At 70.9% G+C, this 18,814-nt stretch carries 19 protein-coding genes; 11 read left to right on the top strand and 8 right to left on the bottom strand.

Going from position 1 to position 18,814, the window contains the following annotated elements:
- Nucleotides 1-71 precede the first annotated feature (71 nt).
- Complete coding sequence (locus H4W80_RS46510; RefSeq protein WP_318787373.1) at nt 72-1,094, bottom strand: ROK family transcriptional regulator; 1,023 nt, start codon at nt 1,092-1,094, stop codon at nt 72-74.
- Between the two features lie 73 nt (nt 1,095-1,167).
- Here H4W80_RS46510 and H4W80_RS46505 point away from each other — a divergent pair, with 73 nt between their 5' ends.
- The 4 genes from H4W80_RS46505 to H4W80_RS46490 all read left to right on the top strand — a co-directional run bounded on the left by H4W80_RS46505 (nt 1,168) and on the right by H4W80_RS46490 (nt 4,886).
- On the top strand, nt 1,168-2,340 hold the full coding sequence (locus H4W80_RS46505; RefSeq protein ID WP_192790903.1) for an MFS transporter: 1,173 nt from the start codon (nt 1,168-1,170) through the stop codon (nt 2,338-2,340).
- Nucleotides 2,341-2,653: 313 nt separating this feature from the next.
- A complete protein-coding gene (locus H4W80_RS61825; protein ID WP_225964038.1) occupies nt 2,654-3,133 on the top strand; it encodes a phosphotransferase in 480 nt (159 codons plus the stop codon).
- Between the two features lie 317 nt (nt 3,134-3,450).
- Complete coding sequence (locus tag H4W80_RS46495; protein WP_192790902.1) at nt 3,451-3,978, top strand: GNAT family N-acetyltransferase; 528 nt, start codon at nt 3,451-3,453, stop codon at nt 3,976-3,978.
- A 149-nt stretch (nt 3,979-4,127) separates the two neighbouring features.
- A complete protein-coding gene (locus H4W80_RS46490) occupies nt 4,128-4,886 on the top strand; it encodes an alpha/beta hydrolase (RefSeq protein WP_192790901.1) in 759 nt (252 codons plus the stop codon).
- Between the two features lie 63 nt (nt 4,887-4,949).
- Here the strand turns inward: H4W80_RS46490 and H4W80_RS46485 are convergent, their stop codons facing one another.
- Genes H4W80_RS46485 through H4W80_RS46475 form a run of 3 tightly spaced genes read right to left on the bottom strand, consistent with a single transcriptional unit; the run spans nt 4,950 to nt 6,776 of the window.
- Entirely contained in the window at nt 4,950-5,099 is a 150-nt protein-coding gene (locus H4W80_RS46485) for a hypothetical protein (RefSeq protein ID WP_192790900.1), read from the bottom strand.
- Nucleotides 5,100-5,112: 13 nt separating this feature from the next.
- The gene (locus H4W80_RS46480; RefSeq protein ID WP_192790899.1) at nt 5,113-5,925 is read right to left on the bottom strand and encodes an LLM class flavin-dependent oxidoreductase; all 813 of its coding nucleotides are present in this window, start codon (nt 5,923-5,925) and stop codon (nt 5,113-5,115) included.
- Complete coding sequence (locus H4W80_RS46475) at nt 5,922-6,776, bottom strand: alpha/beta fold hydrolase (protein ID WP_192790898.1); 855 nt, start codon at nt 6,774-6,776, stop codon at nt 5,922-5,924. The genes H4W80_RS46480 and H4W80_RS46475 overlap by 4 nt, the downstream gene beginning before the upstream one ends.
- Between H4W80_RS46475 and H4W80_RS46470 the strand changes: the two genes are divergently transcribed.
- The 4 genes from H4W80_RS46470 to H4W80_RS46455 all read left to right on the top strand — a co-directional run bounded on the left by H4W80_RS46470 (nt 6,775) and on the right by H4W80_RS46455 (nt 11,392).
- Nucleotides 6,775-7,848 (top strand): LysR family transcriptional regulator, encoded by a 1,074-nt coding sequence (locus tag H4W80_RS46470; RefSeq protein ID WP_225964037.1) that lies wholly within the window; start codon nt 6,775-6,777, stop codon nt 7,846-7,848. The two genes, H4W80_RS46475 and H4W80_RS46470, sit on opposite strands and share 2 nt — an antisense overlap.
- Before the next feature lie 277 nt (nt 7,849-8,125).
- Entirely contained in the window at nt 8,126-8,341 is a 216-nt protein-coding gene (locus tag H4W80_RS46465; protein ID WP_192790897.1) for an NUDIX hydrolase, read from the top strand.
- Nucleotides 8,342-8,834: 493 nt separating this feature from the next.
- Nucleotides 8,835-9,890 (top strand): LLM class flavin-dependent oxidoreductase, encoded by a 1,056-nt coding sequence (locus H4W80_RS46460; protein ID WP_192790896.1) that lies wholly within the window; start codon nt 8,835-8,837, stop codon nt 9,888-9,890.
- A 17-nt stretch (nt 9,891-9,907) separates the two neighbouring features.
- Nucleotides 9,908-11,392 carry an AMP-binding protein gene (locus H4W80_RS46455; RefSeq protein ID WP_192790895.1) on the top strand — a complete coding sequence of 495 codons (1,485 nt, stop codon included), beginning with the start codon at nt 9,908-9,910 and terminating at the stop codon, nt 11,390-11,392.
- A 158-nt stretch (nt 11,393-11,550) separates the two neighbouring features.
- Here H4W80_RS46455 and H4W80_RS46450 read toward each other — a convergent pair whose 3' ends face one another.
- Complete coding sequence (locus H4W80_RS46450; RefSeq protein WP_192790894.1) at nt 11,551-12,135, bottom strand: TetR/AcrR family transcriptional regulator; 585 nt, start codon at nt 12,133-12,135, stop codon at nt 11,551-11,553.
- Nucleotides 12,136-12,234: 99 nt separating this feature from the next.
- On the opposite strand from H4W80_RS46450, the gene H4W80_RS46445 reads away from it, so the two are divergent.
- Entirely contained in the window at nt 12,235-13,395 is a 1,161-nt protein-coding gene (locus H4W80_RS46445) for a cytochrome P450 (protein ID WP_192790893.1), read from the top strand.
- Nucleotides 13,396-13,432: 37 nt separating this feature from the next.
- On the opposite strand, the gene H4W80_RS46440 is transcribed toward H4W80_RS46445, so the two are convergent.
- On the bottom strand, nt 13,433-14,341 hold the full coding sequence (locus H4W80_RS46440) for a cyclase family protein (protein WP_192790892.1): 909 nt from the start codon (nt 14,339-14,341) through the stop codon (nt 13,433-13,435).
- 40 nt (nt 14,342-14,381) lie between these two features.
- Here H4W80_RS46440 and H4W80_RS46435 point away from each other — a divergent pair, with 40 nt between their 5' ends.
- Nucleotides 14,382-15,563: a serine hydrolase domain-containing protein gene (locus H4W80_RS46435; protein WP_192790891.1), complete on the top strand. Its 1,182-nt coding sequence runs from the start codon at nt 14,382-14,384 to the stop codon at nt 15,561-15,563.
- 15 nt (nt 15,564-15,578) lie between these two features.
- Here the strand turns inward: H4W80_RS46435 and H4W80_RS46430 are convergent, their stop codons facing one another.
- Together H4W80_RS46430 and H4W80_RS46425 are read right to left on the bottom strand one after the other, a co-directional pair.
- Nucleotides 15,579-16,316, bottom strand: coding sequence for an SDR family NAD(P)-dependent oxidoreductase (locus tag H4W80_RS46430; RefSeq protein WP_192790890.1), 738 nt, complete (start codon nt 16,314-16,316; stop codon nt 15,579-15,581).
- On the bottom strand, nt 16,316-16,906 hold the full coding sequence (locus tag H4W80_RS46425; RefSeq protein WP_318787372.1) for a cysteine hydrolase family protein: 591 nt from the start codon (nt 16,904-16,906) through the stop codon (nt 16,316-16,318). Before H4W80_RS46425 ends, H4W80_RS46430 begins: the two co-directional genes overlap by 1 nt.
- Before the next feature lie 167 nt (nt 16,907-17,073).
- On the opposite strand from H4W80_RS46425, the gene H4W80_RS46420 reads away from it, so the two are divergent.
- The gene (locus H4W80_RS46420; protein ID WP_192790889.1) at nt 17,074-18,801 is read left to right on the top strand and encodes a serine/threonine-protein kinase; all 1,728 of its coding nucleotides are present in this window, start codon (nt 17,074-17,076) and stop codon (nt 18,799-18,801) included.
- Nucleotides 18,802-18,814 lie beyond the last annotated feature (13 nt).

Below are 18,814 nucleotides of genomic sequence, written 5' to 3'. Positions count from 1 at the left end.
GACCGGAGCCGGGAGTGGGACCGGGAGACCGGGGTCGGCGGTCGGCCACCAGGCAGGACGTGCCAGAGGCGTCAGCCGAAGACGCGGTCGCGGGCCAGGTCCAGGGCGGTCAGCACGGCGCCCTGCAGCACCGCGTTGCCCGTGACCGTGCTGGCCCGGACCTCCGTGGGCGCCGGGGCCAGGGCGCGCAGGTGGTCGGCCACCAGCTCGGCCAGTTCGTCCCCACCCTCATGCCCCGTCGTCCCGCCGAGGACGACGAGCCCGGGGTCAAGGAGGGTGGCGTAGGCGAAGGCACCCTGGGCGATCCGCCGGGCGAGCTCGTCCCGGTCGAACCTCCGTATGATCTCGGCGTTCAACAGCTCGCAGAACGCCACACCCCCGACCTCCAGGAACCCGATCTCCCCCGCGCCGCCCGACGCCCCCCGGCGCAGCCGGCCCTCGAGCACGACCGCCGCTCCCACCCCGTCATCCAGCCAGAGGAGCACGAAGTCCTCGCTCCCGGCGGCGGCTCCCGTGCGGAGCTCGGCGATGGCGGCCAGGTTGACCTCGTTCTCCAGGATCACGGGCACGCCCAGGCGCTCGCGTACGGATCCCATCGTGTCGCGCCGCCACCCGGGCACGTCGTTGGGCGACACCAGCTCCCCGTCACGCGGATCGACCAGCCCCGGCGCCCCGACCACGACCGTGTCCAGCGCGCGCCGCCCCACCGCGCCCCCTACCACCTTCGCGATGAGGGCCGCCAGGTCGGCTCTCGCGCCGATCGTCGTACTCGCCTCGCTGACCACCCGCCCGGTGATGTCGGCGACCGTGACGTTGACGGCGTCGCGCCGTACGTCCACCCCGGCCACGTGGGCCCGATTCGCCACCAGCCCGTACAGGCGCGCGTTCGGGCCCCGCCGGTCCTCGCCGCTCTCGCCTGTGACCTCGACGAGGCCGCCCGCCATGAGCCGTTCGATCAGGTCGGACACGGTGGGCCTGGACAACCCGGTCAGCGTGCGGAGCTGGGGCGCGGTCAGCGGCCCGTGTTCCAGCAGCAGGTCGAGGGCCAGCCGGTCGTTGATCGCTCGGGCCAGGGCAGGGGTGGCGGTCTTCACGGTCCTCATAATAATCAGGGACCCTGCCTAAAACCTCTTTTCATCAGGAAGCCTGCCTGATAATTTCCAAGCCATGAGTCATCAGCGGGCCATCACGGCCGTCTTCGTCGCGCACGGCGCCGTCGCCGGCAGCCTGTCCACGCGCATCCCCTGGATCCAGGAGCACCTGCACCTCAGCCCCGGCGCCCTCGGCCTCGTGCTGCTGTGCCCGTCGATCGGCGCCTTCGTGGGCATGCCGATGGCCGGCCGCCTGGCCTACCGCTTCGGCAACCGCGCGGCCACACGCGTCCTCCTCGCCCTGTGGTGCGCGGGCCTGGCCCTCCCCGCGCTCTCGCCGTCGCCCGTGTGGCTGTTCGGGGCGTTCCTGCTGTTCGGGGCGTCGGCGGGCATGTGCGACGTCGCGATGAACGCGCACGCCGTCCTCCTCGAACGGCATCTCGGCCGCTCGATCATGTCGGGACTGCACGGCATGTGGTCCGTCGGCAGCCTGGCCGCCGGCGGACTCGGCGCCCTGGCCGCCCACGCGGGCATCGACGCCCGGATCCACCTCGGAGCCATGTCGCTCGCGTTACTCGGCTTCGGGGCGGCGGCCGGGCGCGGCCTCCTCCCCGACAGCGGGATGACGGGTTCGGTACGCGACGCGCCCGCGCCGCGGCGCTTCGCGCTCCCCACGCGAGGGATCCTGGTGATCGGGCTGGTCGGGTTCTGTGCGACGTTCGCGGAGGGCGCCAGCTCGAACTGGTCCGCCGTCTACCTCACCGCCGTCACCAACGCCGGCCCCGGCTTGGCCGCCGCCGGATACACCGTCTTCATGCTCTGCATGGCGAGCACGCGGCTGCTGGGCGACCACGTCATCCGCCGGATCGGTCCGGCGGCGACCGTCAGGGCGGGCAGTGCCGTGGCGGCGGTCGGCGGCGTCCTCGTGGTCGCGGCCCGCACGCCCGCGCTCGGCATCGCCGGGTTCGCCCTGATCGGACTGGGGATCGCGGTGATCGTGCCGCTCGTGATCGCGGCGGCGGGCAACGCGGGCACGACTCCGAGCGAGGGCGTGGCGGGTGTCGCGACGATCACGTACCTGTCAGGTCTGATCGCCCCGGCCGTGACGGGCTGGGTGGCGGGCGCGCTCAGCTACCCCGCCGCGTTCGCGCTGATCACGTGCGTGGTCTTGCTGCTGACGCTGCTCGCCCCGGTCCTGCGCCCCTCCCGCACCTCACCCTCACAAGGGGCCGTCCGTGCCGATGCCTGACCCCGACAACCCGCCGATCGCACCTCTCCCCCGGAAGGGGCCGCCCGTGCCTACGCGCGAGCCGATAACCCGCTGATCGCACCTCTCCCCCACAAGGAGCCGCCCGTGTCGACGCCTGACCCCGACAACCCGCTGATCGACGAGGCCCTCGCACGCCGCCTGCTGGCGACGCAGTTCCCCGGTGGGCCGAGCTGCCCCTCTCTCCCGTGCCGCGGTCCGGGGTGGACAACACGACGTTCCGGCTCGGCACGGACATGTCCGTACGATTGCCGCGCTATCCCCGGTGGGTCGGGCAGGTTGACCGCGAGCATGAATGGCTGCCGCGGCTCGCCCCGCACTGCCGCTGCCGATCTCCGAGCCGCTCGCGAAGGGCCGGCCCGGCGACGGCTACCCGTTCCCCTGGTCGGTCTACCGGTGGCTGCCGGGCGAGACCACGGAGGAACTGGCCGACCCCGTCGAGGCGGCCAAGGAACTGGCGGGGTTCGTGAGCGCGCTGCAGCGGATCGACGCGACCGGCGGCCCCGGGCCCTCGTGGAGCAACGCGTTCCGCGGCGTGCCGATGGGCGACAAGCGCGACTCGGTGGCCGCCGAGGCCCGCGTACGCCCCAAGATCGAAGCGCTGCGCGGGATCGGTCACGCGCTGCAAGACCGCCCCACCGCCCGTTGCCTCAGCGTGTGGCTGGGACGTCCAGCCAGTCAGCCCAGGTGGTCAAGTATCGGTCGTCGCGAACGGTGGTTGCGCCGACATCGAAGGCGCAGGTCTGCACCGACCGAGCCTATGCGTGAGCGATAGGCAGGGGCCGCATGGCCGGCTGAGGTTCGGGACGCCTCCGGTATTGCCGGCCTTCGGAGCATGCGGCCGTGCGGCCGAAACCCTGAAATAGCTCGCGGCACGGGTATGGCGTTTTGCATCCAGGGCGGAGGATCTTCTACCCGGGTGGCAAATCCTTCCCCGCGCGTCAGGGCGCCCGCCGGTCTGCACTTCCAGTGGTTCCCATCCGAAGTGGCGAGTTCTCAGCTGACGTGACGAGGATTGCCTCCTGCCGCCGATGTGGGTGTTCGAGCCTCGTCCTCGCAGCAAGTCGGCGGAGACATCGATCAAGGAGTGTCATGACCGTCGTCCTGTCCGTGGAGCCGACCGTGTCCGCGCCCGCGTTGCGCCTGCGACCGTGGCGAGGTGAGGACGCGGTGGCCCTCGTGGCGGCTCATCGTGATCCACTCCTGCGCCGCTGGTTGACCACTTCTCTGGTCCGCGAGGCGGACGCCCGTCGATGGATCGATGATCAGAACGACGGGTGGACCGCAGGCGTCCGATTCAGCGTGGTCAAGGGAGGCGTCGATCCTACGGACGCCTCGGCGGAGGTGGGTTACTGGGTCTCGGCTGAGGCCCGAGGTCGAGGAATCGCTCCGCGCGCCCTTGAGGCCGTTTCGGCTTGGGCGCTCGGCTCGCAGTGCATGATGCCTCTGGCACGCCTCGATCTGCTTCATGCCGTGGACAACCATGCTTCCTGCCGCGTGGCAGAGAAATGTCGATATGGCCTCCACTCCGTGCTCCCCGCCCAACCCCCTGCCTTCCCAACCGAGGGGCACCTGCACGTACGCACGAACACGGCGGCTGAATCCGTGAGCGTGGAGTAGCGGCGTCCCGTTTCCCGAAATCCGCCACTTCGCATAAGAGCCTGCTGACAAAGGCTTAAGAGGTCGCGCAGATCGGGATGCGTGAAGTCGGTCGGCAGACGGGACAGGCACAGGGAGGTCCGTAGCCCTCAAGGGGTAGAGTCCGTCGCATGATCGACATTCCGCTCTGGTCAGCGGCTCCTCCGGGCCCTGCTACCGGAACCCCCAGCCTGACGCTGTACGGAGCGGACATCCCGGCCTCGGGTGCGGTGGTGGTGTGCCCCGGCGGCGGTTACGCCAGACTGGCCGAGAACGAGAGTACGGATGTGGCCCGCTGGCTGGTCACGCTGGGCGTCGACGCCTACGTGCTGCGCTACCGGGTGGCCGGGGGCGAACCGAGCCGCGAGCCGCTGCATCCGGCTCCCTTGCACGACCTGCGCCAGGCAGTGAACGTCGTCCGGGAACGCGGCGCCACGCGGGTCGCCGTCATGGGGTTCTCCGCCGGCGGCCATCTCGCCGCCACCCTCGCCACCTCCAAAGAGGGCTCGAACGACGGCGGGCGCCCAGATGCCGTGGTGCTCGGCTACCCGGTCATCGACCTCACCGGGGCGCACTCCTCGTCGCGCTACCGGCTGCTCGGCACTGACGGCAGCGAGGAGCAGGCGACAGCCCTATCCGCCCACCTGAACGTGACGGCCGAGATGCCGCCGACATTCCTCTGGCACACCGCGAACGACAATGTGGTCCCGGTCGACAACAGTCTGCTGTTTGCCGCCGCACTCGCGCGCGCCGGCACGCCGTTCGAGCTCCATGTCTTTCCCGAGGGCAAGCACGGGCTCGGGCTCGCCCAGGGCGAACCGAGCGCGTCCGCTTGGCCCGGCCTCTGCGCCACTTGGCTCGCGGCCCAAGGCTTCGGCCCGCGCCCCTGATCGCCGACCGCCCCGCAGGGGGCGGCGGCCTTGTGGTCCTCCGTGGGCCCGATCGCGGGCATATCACTCGAAGATGGCCTCGACCAAGGCATCCCTCGTCTCCGCCTCAGCGACCGAACCCTTTGTCGGCAGGCTCTTAAGGCCGCCCCTGGTCATCGCCGACAGCGACCACGGCACCAACGTCGCCTGGCGAACGAGCTCCGCGTCGAACAATGCGGCCGCCTCCTCAGGCCGCTGGGCCGTCGCGGAGTACGCCGCGCACGGTGTCGAGCCGTACACCCGGTTCGAACTCAGGCAGCCACCATGTCGCGCCGGCCTGCGCGTACGGCTCGGGGTCGGCGCCGAGCGGCATACCGAGGGCGATGTCGTACGAGGCCATGTCTCCACGGCGCAATTCCGTGAGGGTGCCGACGATCCCGGCAAGCTGGTCCGGGTGCTCCAGGTTGGCCGGAAAGAAGCCATCGAGTCGGGCAGCCCGGCGGATCGGCTTGACGTTGCCCGGGAATCCGGCTGCCCACACCGGCACGCCAGGCCGCTGAACCGGCCGCGGCAGGAACGCGATGTCGTCGACGGTGTAGTGCTCACCGCGATGATGCACCGGTTCACCGGACCAGGCGGCGGCCAGGATCGCCAAGGACTCGTCGAGCATCCGCCCGCGCCGCCGGTCGTCGAGTTGCTCGCCGGTCTTGGACAGCTCGCCGACGAACCGGTCGCTGCCGAGGCCGACGCCGAGGGTGAGGCGGCCGTTGCTGAGCCGATCCAGCGTCGCAGTCTCCCGCGCGACCTTGGCCGGTCGCCGGCGGGGAAGCACCGACACCATCGGGCCGAGCCGCAGCCGCTCGGTCGCGGTGGCGATCGCCGCCAGCGCGATCCACGGGTCGGCGACCTGCCGGATCGGCGCGCGCCAGCACAGCTGATCCCACACGAAGCAGCCGTCCCACCCGACTTCCTCCGCTTCGGCGGCGACTCGCGCGACCACCCGCGGGTCGGCGAGGTCGTCGAAGAGCGGCAACCAGAGTGCCGACCTCAGCCGGTTCATGCGCGGTCTCTTTCCGTGTGCCGTACCAGGGCCGATACGAAGTCCTCCCACACCGGCTCGGGCAGGTCGTGTCCGGCTCCCTCCAGGACCAGCAGCTGCGCACCGGGGATCGCGTCGCGAAGTGCCTCGCCGTGCGGCAGCGGCAGCACTGGGTCGTGGTCGCCGTGGACCACGAGCGTCGGCGCCGCAATGTCGCCGAATCCGCCCCGGGCAGGCCCATCGAGCTCGATGGCGTAGTGGTTGACCAGAGTCGACGCGTAGCTCCTGGCGCGCGCCACGTCACGTTCGACCAACGCTCGGATCGCGGTCTCGTCGAAGTACGGCGAACCACCTGCGTACGCCCTGGCGCCGGCGACCACGTACTCGACGACCGCGGCCGCGTCGGAGGTATCCGGCTCGGCCGGCATGGTCAGATCGCTCGACGGCGGCGGCAGGTCGTCGGCCCCGGTCGAGCCCGACATGAAAGTCAGCGAGGCGACCCGCTCGGGATGGTCCACACCGAGAATGAGTCCGGTCCGGCCGAACATCGACTGACAGACCACATGGGCGCGTTCGATGCCCAAGGCGTCCTGGATGCCGAGCACGTCGAGAGTCAGGTCGGTGAACGAGTACGCCGGCTCGCCTGGCGGATAGCCGGTCGACCGGCCGGTATCTCGGTGGTCGTAGCGGATGACGTACCGGTCTGCCGCCGCGATTCGTTCGCACAGCTCGGCGTCCCACCACAGCATCGAGGCGGCCGACCCGGCGACGAGCAGGATCGCCGGATCCGCTCGATCCCCGAAGGTCTCGACACACAGCTCGGCGCCGTTGATCTTGAGGAGCTGCTCGCCGTGAGTGAGCGTCCCGGCCATGTTGGTTCTCCTTCGTATCGTCGTGCCGAACGCCACCACCCGCTGGCGCGGACGTCATGGCGACCTGCCTGGCGGCTGGTTCTGTCACGCTAAGCCCCGCGACTCGATCGTGAAAAACGATGATTTTCGATTGATTCGATCGCTTATGCCAATGCATGCTGGACTCATGACCGACGTCGAGCTTCGCCACCTGGCGGCGATGGCCGCCATCGCCGAGCAGGGCTCGTTCGGTCGGGCGGCTGCCAGTCTCGGTTACACCCAGTCGACGGTGAGCCAACAGATTGCCGCGTTGGAGAGGGCCCTCGGCGGTCCGGTGTTCGACCGGCCGGGCGGCCCCAAGCCGGTACGGCTCACCCCACTCGGCTCCGTGGTCCTCAACCACGGTCGCGAACTGCTGGCGAAGGCGGAGGCACTGGCCGACGCCGTGGACCGGTTCAAGGCGGGAGATGGCCGGATCGACATCGGCACGTTCCAGAGCGTGTCCAACGTGATCCTTCCGTCGGTTGTACGGCGGCTGCGCGACGAGCACCCCGGCTGCGACATCAGGTTGTCCGAGGAGGAACCCGATCAGCCGCAGATCGGCGACCTTGACCTGCTTTTCTACGACGGCCGCATCGACGGCGACGTCGAGCACCTCAAGCTGCTCGACGATCCGTACCTGCTGGTGGCCAATGCCAACACCTTCCCCGACGGTCCGGTCCCGCTGGATTTGCTCGACGGCGCACCCATGGTGGCCTGGCCGCTGACCTGCGACCAGCCCGCGATGGAGCAGGAGGTCGCCCGCAGTGGCGCCCGGCCGCAGATCGTCTTCCGCACCGCGGTCAACGACACCCTGTTGTCGATGGTGCGAGCCGGCCTGGGATCGGCGATGCTGCCCTGGCTCGTCATCCGCGGCGCCGGCATCTCGTCCGACGGCAGCCTCCGCGTCCACGAGCTACGGCCATCCCCACCACCGCGGGAGATCTACCTGCACTGGCGGGCGGGACGTACGCACTCACCACTTGCCAGGCGAGCCATCGAGATCGCCGCAGAGGTCGCGGCCGAACTCGCGCCGCCGCCGGCCAGCGCTTGATGCATGGCGGTTGCCCACGACTTCATGGGAACCCGCACGCCCACGTCACGCAGCTGTGACGTCGGCGTGTCTGCTTAAGACAGCAAGAGCGGCGACCATCCCGATTTCGAATGGCGAACCGCGGGCCGACGACGCGAGCGCTCGGCAGATCAAGAGAGAAGCCACACTTCCGGCGGCAAAACGCGTTGCTGGCGAATCAGGCGATGGCGCAGGCGAAGTACCGGCGCGTCATCCAGTATTGCGAGACCGCCCTACGGGGAGCGCGTGGTCATCTGCGTTGCTTTATACACAGCCCACCAGCGGCATCTCCGACTCCGAGCACCACATCTTCCGCGCCGGCAGCGCCCGGTACATCGGCCCGCCGACCGAGGCATGGGAGGCTGAACGCATCGAGTGGGTGCCATTCACGGACATCCGCCGTCTGATCGACAAGCGCGACCTGGTCAGTGGAACCGGTATGAACGCCCTGCTCTACGTGCTTACAGAGGTGTAGTAGCAGCCCACTAACGCGGTCTCACCCGCCTCGGCGTGCTCCTCAACGAGAAACCCCGCGATCTCCAGCCTGGCCGGCATGCCGGCTGTCACCGCTCCACACCTTCGGGCGCTTCGCGTAAACACCTGCCGCATCGATCCGCGCATCGCCCCGTCCTCTCGCGGGCGAGGTAGGGCTCCAGCGAGCCGATCGGGCAACCACGCAAGAGGCGATCGGCTGGCGAGCGAAGCGAGCGGGGTTGGGGTGGGCTCCAGTAGGTCAAGCCGGTAATCGGGCAAGGGGCGGGGCTGGCGAGCGAAGCGAGCGGGGTTTTCGGGGGGTCGAAGGGGGGCGGAGCCCCTCCTGGGAGGCGCTGTCTGGAGCCCCTTGGCGCGAAGCGCCCCCTTCGTGGAAGGCCGTGCGTTTCGCTCCGGGACTCCCTAGGGCAACCCAGGTGGGCGTGGTACGCTCCCAAGCGAGCGCTTGGTTTAGTCGCCTGCCGAGGGGTCGCCGCATGAAGTTCTCGACCTTCCACCTCTTCCACCGTTTCGACGGCCACAGCTTCAAGGACGTCTATGACTACCATCTGGAGCTCGTCGAGCTGGCCGAGGAGCTGGGGTTCGACGGGGTACGGCTGGCCGAGCACCACTTCCGGGACTACGGCGTCGTCCCCAACCTGTTCACGATGCTCGCCCACGCCGCCGCCCGCACCTCCCGCATCCGGCTCGGCACGGGCATCGTGGTGCTGCCCCTCCACAACCCGGTCCACGTGGCCGAGGAGGCCGCGATGGTGGACGTGCTCTCCGGAGGGCGGCTGGACCTGGGGATCGGGCGGGGGTATCAGAGCTTCGAGTTCGAGGGGTTCGGGATAGACCTGGCGGAGGCGCGCGACCGGTTCAACGAGGCGCTGGAGGTCATCGTCGGGCTCTGGACGCAGGACTCGTACCAGCATGAGGGGAAGTTCTACAAGACCGGCTCCGAGGTGGGCCTCGTCCCGAGACCGCTGCAGTCGCCGCACCCGCCGCTGCACGTGGCGGCCGTCTCCCCCGAGACCGTCACCATGTACGCCGAGCGCGGGCTGCCCATCCTCGCCGACCCGGCGGCGCCGTTCCGCAAGGTCGTCAAGGCGGCGGAGACCTGGCGGGAGACGGCCGCGCAGGCGGGCCATCCCGAGGGCGCGGAGCTGGTGGTGGCGCGCAGCGTGTACGTGGCCCCCACCCTGGAACAGGCGCGCGAGGACCAGGCGCGCTTCGAGGCGTCGTTCGACCGGTCGCGGATCTTCAACGAGCGCAGCGCCCCCATCGACCCGAAGACCGGCCGGGCCGCGCAGGGCTTCGAGTACTACCAGGACCGCTACCTCAAGGGCGGCACGCTGTCGACCGACTTCCGGTGGGAGCAGCTGGACGTGATCGGCGACCCGGAGCGGGTGATCGAGCAGATCTCCCTCCTGCGGAACTCCGGCTTCTCGAACCTCCTGTGCGACTTCGGCAGCACCCGCCCCATGCCGCTGGAGGAGATGAAGCGGATCATGCGCTTCTTCGCCGCCGAAGTCATGCCCGCGTTCCGGTAAGCCCTCGGGAGGCCCAGATGATCCACAGCCTGTCCCTGTCAGACCTCCTCGCCGATCATGCCCGCAGCCGTCCCCAGGTCACGGCGGTGGTGGACGGGGAGGTACGGCGTACGTACCCCGAGCTCGACGCCCGGGTGACCCGGCTGGCCGACGCCCTGGCGGGGCGGGGTGTGGCGGCCGGGGAACGGGTGGTGTGGCTCGGCCAGAACTCCCATGCCGTACTGGAGCTCCTGCTGGCCTGCTCGCGCCTGGGCGCGATCCTCTGCCCGGCCAACTGGCGGCAGTCGGAGGACGAGCTGCGGTTCGTACTGTCCGATCTGACCCCCAAGGTCGTCGTATGGGATCCTTCGGACGCCACCACGGCCGTGTCCGAGAGCACCTGGGTGCGGGCCGGGGACGACTATGAGCAGCTGGTGGCGAGCGGGGCCCCGAGGGACTTCCCGCAGGTGGACGACGGCGAACCGGTCCTCGCCCTCTACACCGCCGCCTTCGACGGCCGCCCCAGCGCGGCCCTGCTCAGCAGCGCCGCGCTGGTCGCCCACAGCGCCTCGCTCCTCGTCGTACGCCAGATGGAGCCCGGCTTCACGTTCCTCAACAACGGCCCGCTCTTCCACGTGGGCACGATGATGTTCTGCCTGGCCACGTTCCAGATCGGCGGCACGAACGTGTTCACGCCCGCCTTCGACCCCGAAGAGGTCTGCCGCCTGATCGACGCCGAGCGGGTGACGCAGGCGTTCCTGTTCGGGCCGATGATCGACGCGGTGACGGCCGCGAACGCCGGGGGCAAGTACGACCTGTCGTCGCTGAGGTTCGTCTCGCACTCGGCCGAGTGGGACAGCATGATCACGGTGGACGACTCTCCCTGGTGCCGGTCCAAGATGGGCGGGTACGGGCAGACCGAGGTCGGTGGGATGCTCACGTTCCTCGGGCTGGCGGATGGGGGGTCGGGGTTCGCGGGACGTCCCTCTCCGCTGGTCCAGGTACGCATCCTGGCCCCGGACGGGGCCGAGTTGCCGCCCGGCGAGGTGGGCGAGATCTGCGCCCGCGGCAAGACCCTCTTTTCCGGATATTTCGCCCGGCCCGACTTAAATGCCGCTAAGTCCGCGTACGGCTGGCACCACACCGGCGACCTCGGCCGCCGCGAACCCGACGGGACCATCACCTTCATCGGCCCCAAGCTTCGCATGATCAAATCAGGCGCCGAGAACATCTACCCGGCCGAGGTGGAACGCGCCCTCAAGTCCCACCCGGCCGTGGCCGACGCCGCGGTCATCGGCGTCCCCGACCCCACCTGGCACCAGGCCGTCAAGGCCGTCGTCGCCCTCAAACCGGACACCACCGCCACGGCGGACGAGCTCGTCGACCACGTCAGGACGCAGCTGGCGTCGTACAAGAAGCCGAGCCACGTGGCGTTCGTGGACGCGATACCGAAGCGCGGCTACACCCCCGACTACGACGCCCTGGACTCGGCACACGGCGGCGGCAACTACCCGGGCACCTGACTCCAGGCTGCCGCAGCCGACCAGCGGCCGGACGGGCGGGCGGCATCGCATGGAAGCGGGCGAACGGGCACAGGCGGAAAGGCGCAGGTGAGCGGGCGTCGGTGGGGCTGGGGGCTTGGGCGGGCGTAGGGGGTGGGGGTAGCCGGGCAGGCGGGGAGCTATAGGGGGAGGCCGGCTTCCAGGTGGGCCAGGGCCTGGTCGAGTTCGGCCGAGGCGTCGAGAGTCGGGTCCTTTACCAAGTCAAGCCAGACCGCCATCAGCACCCCCACGATCGCCCCCGTGACATTGCGCAGCCCCGGGTCGTCGGCCGGTCGGCCCTCTCGGGCCGCCAGTTGCTCGTGCATGGTTCTGACCACGCCGCTGATGTTGTCCAGGCTGGCCGCCCACAGCTCCGGCACCGTGAACATGAGCTTCTCCCGCTCCATGCTCTCCACGAACTCCTCCGCCGTCTGCCCGGCCATCACCGCCCGCATCGCGGCCCGTACCGCCGGCACGGGCTTGAGGTGGGCTGGGGCGGACTGGAGCGCCTCGATGAAGGGCGGGAACTGGTCGACCAGCACCAGGTCCTCTTTGGTGGCGAAGTAGCGGAAGACGGTGCTGGGCGCCACCTCCGCCGCCTCCGCGATCTGCTCGACCGTCGTCGCGGCGTATCCCTGCTCCCGGAAGAGCCGCAGCGCCTCCTTCTGGATCAGCGCCCTCGTCTTGGCCTTCTTCCGCTCACGCAGGCCCGGTCGATCGCTCATGAGACAGCATTCTCCGTCGTACGTCCTCCCCGAGTCCAATCGTAGGAGAAGACGACGATTCGCTATACAACTCTTATTTGAGAGTCTACTCTCAAAATTATGCGACTTCCCATCGAACGCAACCAGGAGTGCCCCTTCGACCCGCCCGCAGGGCTGCGTGATCTACCGCCGATGGCCCGGCTGGAGATGGCCGACGGGCACCAGGGCTGGCTGGCCACGACGATGGCGGCGGGCCGTACCGTGCTGGGCGACCCGAGGTTCAGCGCCAGGCAGGAGCTCAAGCACACCGCCGTCCACGTCGTGCGCCCCGGCGGTCCCGCCCGGCCCGCCCCGCCGGGGTTCTTCGCCGCCACCGACCCGCCCGAGCACACCCGCTACCGCCGCCTGCTCACCGGGCAGTTCACGGTGCGCAGGATGCGCCTGCTGGAGCCGCGCATCGAGCAGATCGCGGCCGACCATCTCGACGCCATGGCGAAGGCCGGGCCGCCGGTCGATCTGGTGACGGCCTACGCCCTGCCGATCCCGTCGCTGGTCATCTGCGAGCTGCTCGGCGTGCCGTACACCGACCACGACTTCTTCCAGGACCGCAGCGCCGCCCTCGTCACCCCGGACAGGGACGGCGCGCAGGCCACGGCCGACCTCACGGCGTATCTGGGCGAGCTGGTACGCCGCAAGCGGGCCGAGCCGGGCGACGACCTGATCAGCGGCCTGACCGGCGAGCTGACGGACGAGGAGCTGACCTACGTCGCGCTGATCCTGCTCGTGGCGGGCCACGAGACCACCGCGAACATGCTGGCCCTGGGCGTGTTCGCGCTGCTGAAGGAGGGACTGCCCCTCGAGGAGGACGCAGTGGAAGGCGCCGTGGAGGAGCTGCTGCGCTGGCTGTCGATCCTGCACCAGGGAGCGCCGTCCAGGGCGGCGCTGGAGGACGTGGAGGTGGCGGGCCAGCTGGTCAGGAAGGGGGAGACGGTCGCGCTGTCCCTGCCCGTGATCAACCGCGACGGCGCGGTGTTCGAGGATCCGGACGCGCTGAGGCTGGACCGGCCGGACGCGCGGCGGCACCTGGCGTTCGGCCACGGCGTGCACCAGTGCCTGGGGCAGCAGCTCGCCAGGAACGAGCTGCGCATCGGCTACCGGGCGCTGTTCGAGCGCTTCCCCGGCCTGCGGCTGGCCGTCCCCGCCACCGAGGTGCCGCTGAAGCATGACGCCTCGGTGTACGGGGTGCGATGCCTGCCGGTGACCTGGCCGGCTGCCGAATGAACGGCGACCCGGCCGGCTGACGACCGTGACGTCAGGGTCAGAGGATGGCCAGCGGGGTCACCGGGCTGCCCGTGCCGCCCTCGATCCTGAGCGGCGCCACCACGAACACGAACTCCGTACACCCCCTCTCCCCCAGCTCCTCCAGCCACAGCATCTCGATCAGGTGGACCCCGTGCCGGTGCAGCAGGATGAGGTGCAGGTCATCGGCTAGGCCCTCGTCGGCGAGCCCACGGGCGTTGAGCCCGCCGATGGCGGCGTTGTCCGAGGCCACCACGGACACGTCGTGCGCCGCGAGCCAGCGGCCCGCCTCCGCCGACAGTCCGGGCTGGCCTGACCAGTACTCCTCGCGCGAGCGCCCCCACACCGCGGGCCACCCGGTACGGATCACCGCGGCGTCCCCAGGCCGCGGCGTGGCGATCTCGGCCAGCAGCTCGGCCGGGATCCGGAAGTCGGCGGGCAGGTGGTCGAGGCCGAGGCGCCGGGGCACGTCGAACAGCACCCCCTTGGCCACCACGCCGCCCACCTGCTCGATGCCGCACCTGGTCGCCCCATAGGAGCGGACCCGGGCCGCCGGGTGGCCGTTGTAGAGCTCGTCGCCCGACCACATGTGGCACAGCGCGTCCATGTGGGTCGTGGTGCCGTGGTGGCTGACGACCAGCGCGTCGTCGGCCACGTACAGGCCCTCCCCGATCGCGCGGGCGCCGGCCGCGTAGTCGCCGCCGTCCACGGACATGAAGTGCTGCGGCAGCGGGCGGCCCGGCAGGTGCGGCACCGTCGTGGGGGCGGGCGAGGAGGTGGCGCCCCTGATCGGCATGGCCAGGCTCAGCACCTCGCCCGTGGTGGCGCTGCGCAGGGCGTCGAGCACCACGGCCGGGGTGAGGAGGTTGAGGGTGCCGCGCTGATCGTCTGGGCCGAATCGTCCCCAGTTGTTAGGCTCGTGAACCAAGTAAGCGCTCCCTTTCCGATGTCCCCCATGCGGAGGTCTGATGCACTGCGATCCGCGGTTCTCCCGCGTGCGTGAGGTGTTCGAGCGGCAGCTCGCCGACGGGTCGGAGCTGGGCGCCGCCTTCGCCGTCCACCTGGACGGCGAGCTGGTGGTGGACCTGTGGGGCGGCGTCGCCGACCGGCACACGGGCCGGCCGTGGGAGCACGACACGCCCGCCTTCGCCTACTCCTGCACCAAGGCGATCACCGCCACCGTGCTGCTCCAGCTCGCAGAGCGGGGGCTGGTGGACGTCCAGGGGGCCGTGGCGGACGTGTGGCCGGAGTTCGCGGCCCGGGGGAAGGGGGCGATCACGGTCGAGCACCTGCTCACGCACCAGAGCGGGCTGCCGGTGGTGGAGGAGCCGGTGCCGGTGGAGGAGTTCGGGGACCTGGCGGCCATCGCCGCCCGGCTCGCCGGTCAGGCGCCGCTGTGGGAGCCGGGGTCGGCGCACGGGTATCACGCGCTGTCGTACGGGTTCCTGGTGGGCGAGGTGATCAGGCGCGTGACGGGCAAGTCGGTCGGCGAGCTGGTGTCCGCCGAGATCGCGGAGCCGCTGGGGCTGGAGCTGTGGGTGGGCGCGCCGGACCCGGTGATCGCCCGTACGGCCCGTCTCAAAGCAGGTGAACGCCCGCAAGCGGCGGCCACCGAGGGCCAGGCTGAAGCCGAGCCGGCTGAGGGGGCGCTCGGTCCGGGCAGCCTCATGGTCGCCGAGATGGCCAAGGCGGCGCTCGATCCGCACAGCCTCATGAACCGGGCGCTCGGCAATCCCGGCATGCACCGCCTCAAGGGCGGCGCGAACCACCCCGTCATCCTGCGCGCCGGCTGGCCCGCGGCGGGGGTCGTCACCACGGCCAGGGGTCTGGCCGGGTTCTACCGGTCGCTGATCGCGGGCGACCTGCTGCGCCCCGAGACGCTGCGGGACGCCGTACGCCCCCGCGTGGACGGCCCGGACCGCGTCCTCTTCCTGGACACGTCGTTCGGGCTGGGTTACATGCGGCCGTCGATGACGTTCCCGATGCCGTCCGAGACCGCGTTCGGCCACTCCGGGCTGGGCGGCTCCCTCGGCATCGGCGACCCGGAGCGCGGCCTGGCCATCGGCTACGTCATGAACAAGATGGCCAACGCCGTCTCCGGCAACCTGCGCGGCCTGCGCCTGGTGCAGGCCGTCTACGACTCGCTCTGACCGCCGCATGACCGCTCACTGCATGGTCACGCCGCCGCTCACCGACAGCGTCTGCCCGGTGATGTACGCGGCGCGATCCGTGCAGAGGTAGGCCACCAGGCCGGCCACGTCGGCGGGCGTGCCGAGGCGGCGCAGCGGGATGCCCCGCGCGATCCTGTCCACCAGCCCCGGCTCGGCCGCCGACACCCGGCGGAGCATCGGCGTGTCCGTGGGGCCCGGGCAAACCACGTTGGAGGTGACGTGCGCCTTGGCCGCCTCCCGGGCGAGCGTCTTGGCCAGCCCGAACAGCCCCGCCTTGGTCGCCGCGTACGCGCCCTCGCCGCCCGACCCCGCCCTGGCGCCGTCCGAGGAGATGAACACCAGCCGCCCCCACCCCCTGACCGCCATCCCGGGCAGCAGCAGCTTGGTGAGCAGCATCGGCCCGCGCAGGTTGACCTGCCACATGAGGTCCCAGTTCGCCGGGTCGCTCTCGGTGAACGGCTCCACGATCGACACCCCGGCGTTGTGCACCAGGATGTCCACGGGGCCCACGGCGCCGCCGAACTCCGCGACGGACGCCGGCGAGGTCAGGTCGACGGCCAGCGGCCGCGCGCCGGGCAGGCCGGCGGCCACCTTCTCCGCGTTCGGCAGGTCCACGTCGGCGACGACGACCCGCGCGCCCAGCGCGGTCAGGTCCGTGGCGATGGCCGCGCCGATCGCGCCCGCTCCCCCGGTGACCACCGCGACGCGCCCGTCCAGGCGCAGCCCGTCCATCACTTCCACTCTTCGATCAGGTCCGCGGTGGCGGCGCGGGTGGCGAGGAGGCTGATGGTGTGTTTCAGTACGGCCTGCGCGTACTCCTCCGGGATGCCCGCCACCGCGTCCCTGACCACGGTCACCCGGTAGCCCAGGTTGACCGCCTCCAGCGCGAGCCCGGGGATGCCGAGGTTGAGCGAGACCCCCAGCGCGACCACGTGGGAGACGCCCAGGGAGCGCAGCGTCATGTCGAGCGAGGTGCCGGTGAACGGGGAGAAGCCGTGGTGGCGGCGGCTCTCCAGGTCGCCGCCGTCCCACAGCTCCGGGAGGACCTCGGTGGCGGCCGTGCCCTCCAGCATGTGGCCGGGGTCCTTGAGCAGGGCGACGATGAACGGGCAGTTGTCCGTGTGGGAGCCGGACCGGTCGGGGCGGAAGGCCGCCGTGCAGTGGATCACCGGGATGCCGGCCGACCTGGCCGCGTGGAGGAGGCGGGCGGCGTTGGCGACGACGTCGTGCCGCCCACAGGCCGCCACCAGATCCGGAAATTTCGTGAGATCGCCGACGACGCCCCTTTGCATCTCCATCACCAGCACGGCCACGCGCTCCACGGGCGACCTCCGTCGATTTAGCCGAGCGCTTGCTTGGGACGTCTCAGCATATCACCCGCGACACAGGGTTATTTCGCATTAACGCCCGGCGAAATATCTCCAGTCGTGACAACCCGAACCCCGGGTGAGACCGTCGAATCGTTGACGGCTGCTGATGGGGGTTCGACTTGGTCCCTGGTTACCGTGAAGTGCGCCAGCTCGGCGCCGGCCGTACCGGCCGCGTGTTCCTCGCCACCTACCAGCAGACGGGCGCCTACGTGGCGATCAAGTACCTGAACGCCACCCTGCGCAGGGACGCCGAGTTCATGGACCGCTTCCGGTCGGACACCCACGAACTCGTCGAGATCGACGACCCCAACGTGGTGCGGCTCTACGAGTACGTCGAGACCCCCACCAGGGCGGCCGTCGTCATGGAGCTGGTGGACGGCGTGTCGCTGCGTACCCTGCTGGCCGAGCACCGCGGGATCAGCCCGGAGGCGGCCCTCACCGTGCTGAAGAGCACGCTGCTGGCCCTGGCCGCCGCGCACGAGCGAGGGGTGCCGCACCGCGACGTCAAACCGGAGAACATCCTGGTCCAGGCCGACGGCACCAGCAAGCTGGCCGACTTCGGCGTGGTCGTGCACGCGGAGGAGCCGGGAGTGCCCGCGGGCAGCCCCGAGTACATGTCGCCCGAGCTGTGGACGCAGGGCAGGGCGGGGCCGCCGGCGGACGTGTACGCGGCGGCGTGCGTGCTGTTCGAGGCGGTCAGGGGGCGGCCTCCGTACCGGGCCGTCAAGGAGGGCGGGGACGGGGCGCTGGACGTCCCGGCCCTGCGGGACAAGCACCTGGTGGAGCCGGTGCCGCTGGAGGTCGCGCCCGACTCGCTGCGCGACCTGCTCAGGCGCGGGATGGCCAAGGACCCGGCGACCAGGTACGCCTCGGCCAGGCAGTTCGCGGCGGAGCTGGAGGAGGACGCGGTCGCCGGGTACGGCCCGGACTGGGAGAAGCGCGGGCGGCGGCACCTGGGCGAGCTGGCCACGCTGCTGGCCCTGCGCTTCCCGCTGGCCAGGACCGAGCGGGCCGCCGGAGTCACGAGCACGATCCGTGACCGGATACCCCGGCTGCCGCCGCACCTGTGGGTGGCGGGGGCGACGGTGGCCGCCGTGGCGATCTCGCTCATGATGTCGGGCGGGCGGCTGCCTCCCGGGCCGGGCGCGATCCTGATGCCGCCGCCCAAGACGGCGCAGGGCGAGCCGGAGCCCGTGGACGCGGCCACGCCCACCCGGACCCGGACGTCCGCGGCTCCCCGGCGCAGCACGCCCGCGCGCACGGTCTCCCCTCCTCCCTCCAGCCCTCCTGCCACCGTGCGGCAGGGCGGGACCTCGGTGCCGCGTCCGACCGCGGTGCGGGCCGCCGGGATCGTGGGGTGGAGCGGCACGGCGGGGACGATCAGGGTCGCGGCGGACGGCACGGGGCCCGTGCGGTTGCGGATCTCGTACACGCGGCGGGAGGGGGACGGCGGGGCGGCCCGGACGGTGCGGCAGGAGACGCGGACCTTGCAAGGGAGCACGGCTTACAGCAGTGCCGTCACGCACGATCCCGGGAGTGTTTCCTGCGGGAAGCGGGTGTATGTCGGGATCGTGGTGATGACGGAGCCGGCGGCGGGGAACGGGCCGCAGGTGAGCGAGGCCGCCGTCGACGGTCCCGCCTGTCCCACGCCCACGCCCACGCCGACTTCCCACTCGCCCACGCCCACGCCGACGCCGACGCCCAGCGAGGAGCACAGCAGGACGGCCGTCGGGACGCCCGCGCCGTCGGAGGAGTCCTTCGCCCGATCGCCGGACGAGCCCACCGGACAGGCCTCCGAGGAGCCCATGATGCTCCTGTCGACACCTGAGGAGGAGCCGCCCCTTTAGCGACGCTCTTCGG

It is taken from the genome of Nonomuraea angiospora, from assembly GCF_014873145.1.
In the GTDB taxonomy this organism is placed as follows: Bacteria; Actinomycetota; Actinomycetes; order Streptosporangiales; family Streptosporangiaceae; genus Nonomuraea; species Nonomuraea angiospora.
This window is presented reverse-complemented; position numbering and strand designations above follow the sequence as displayed.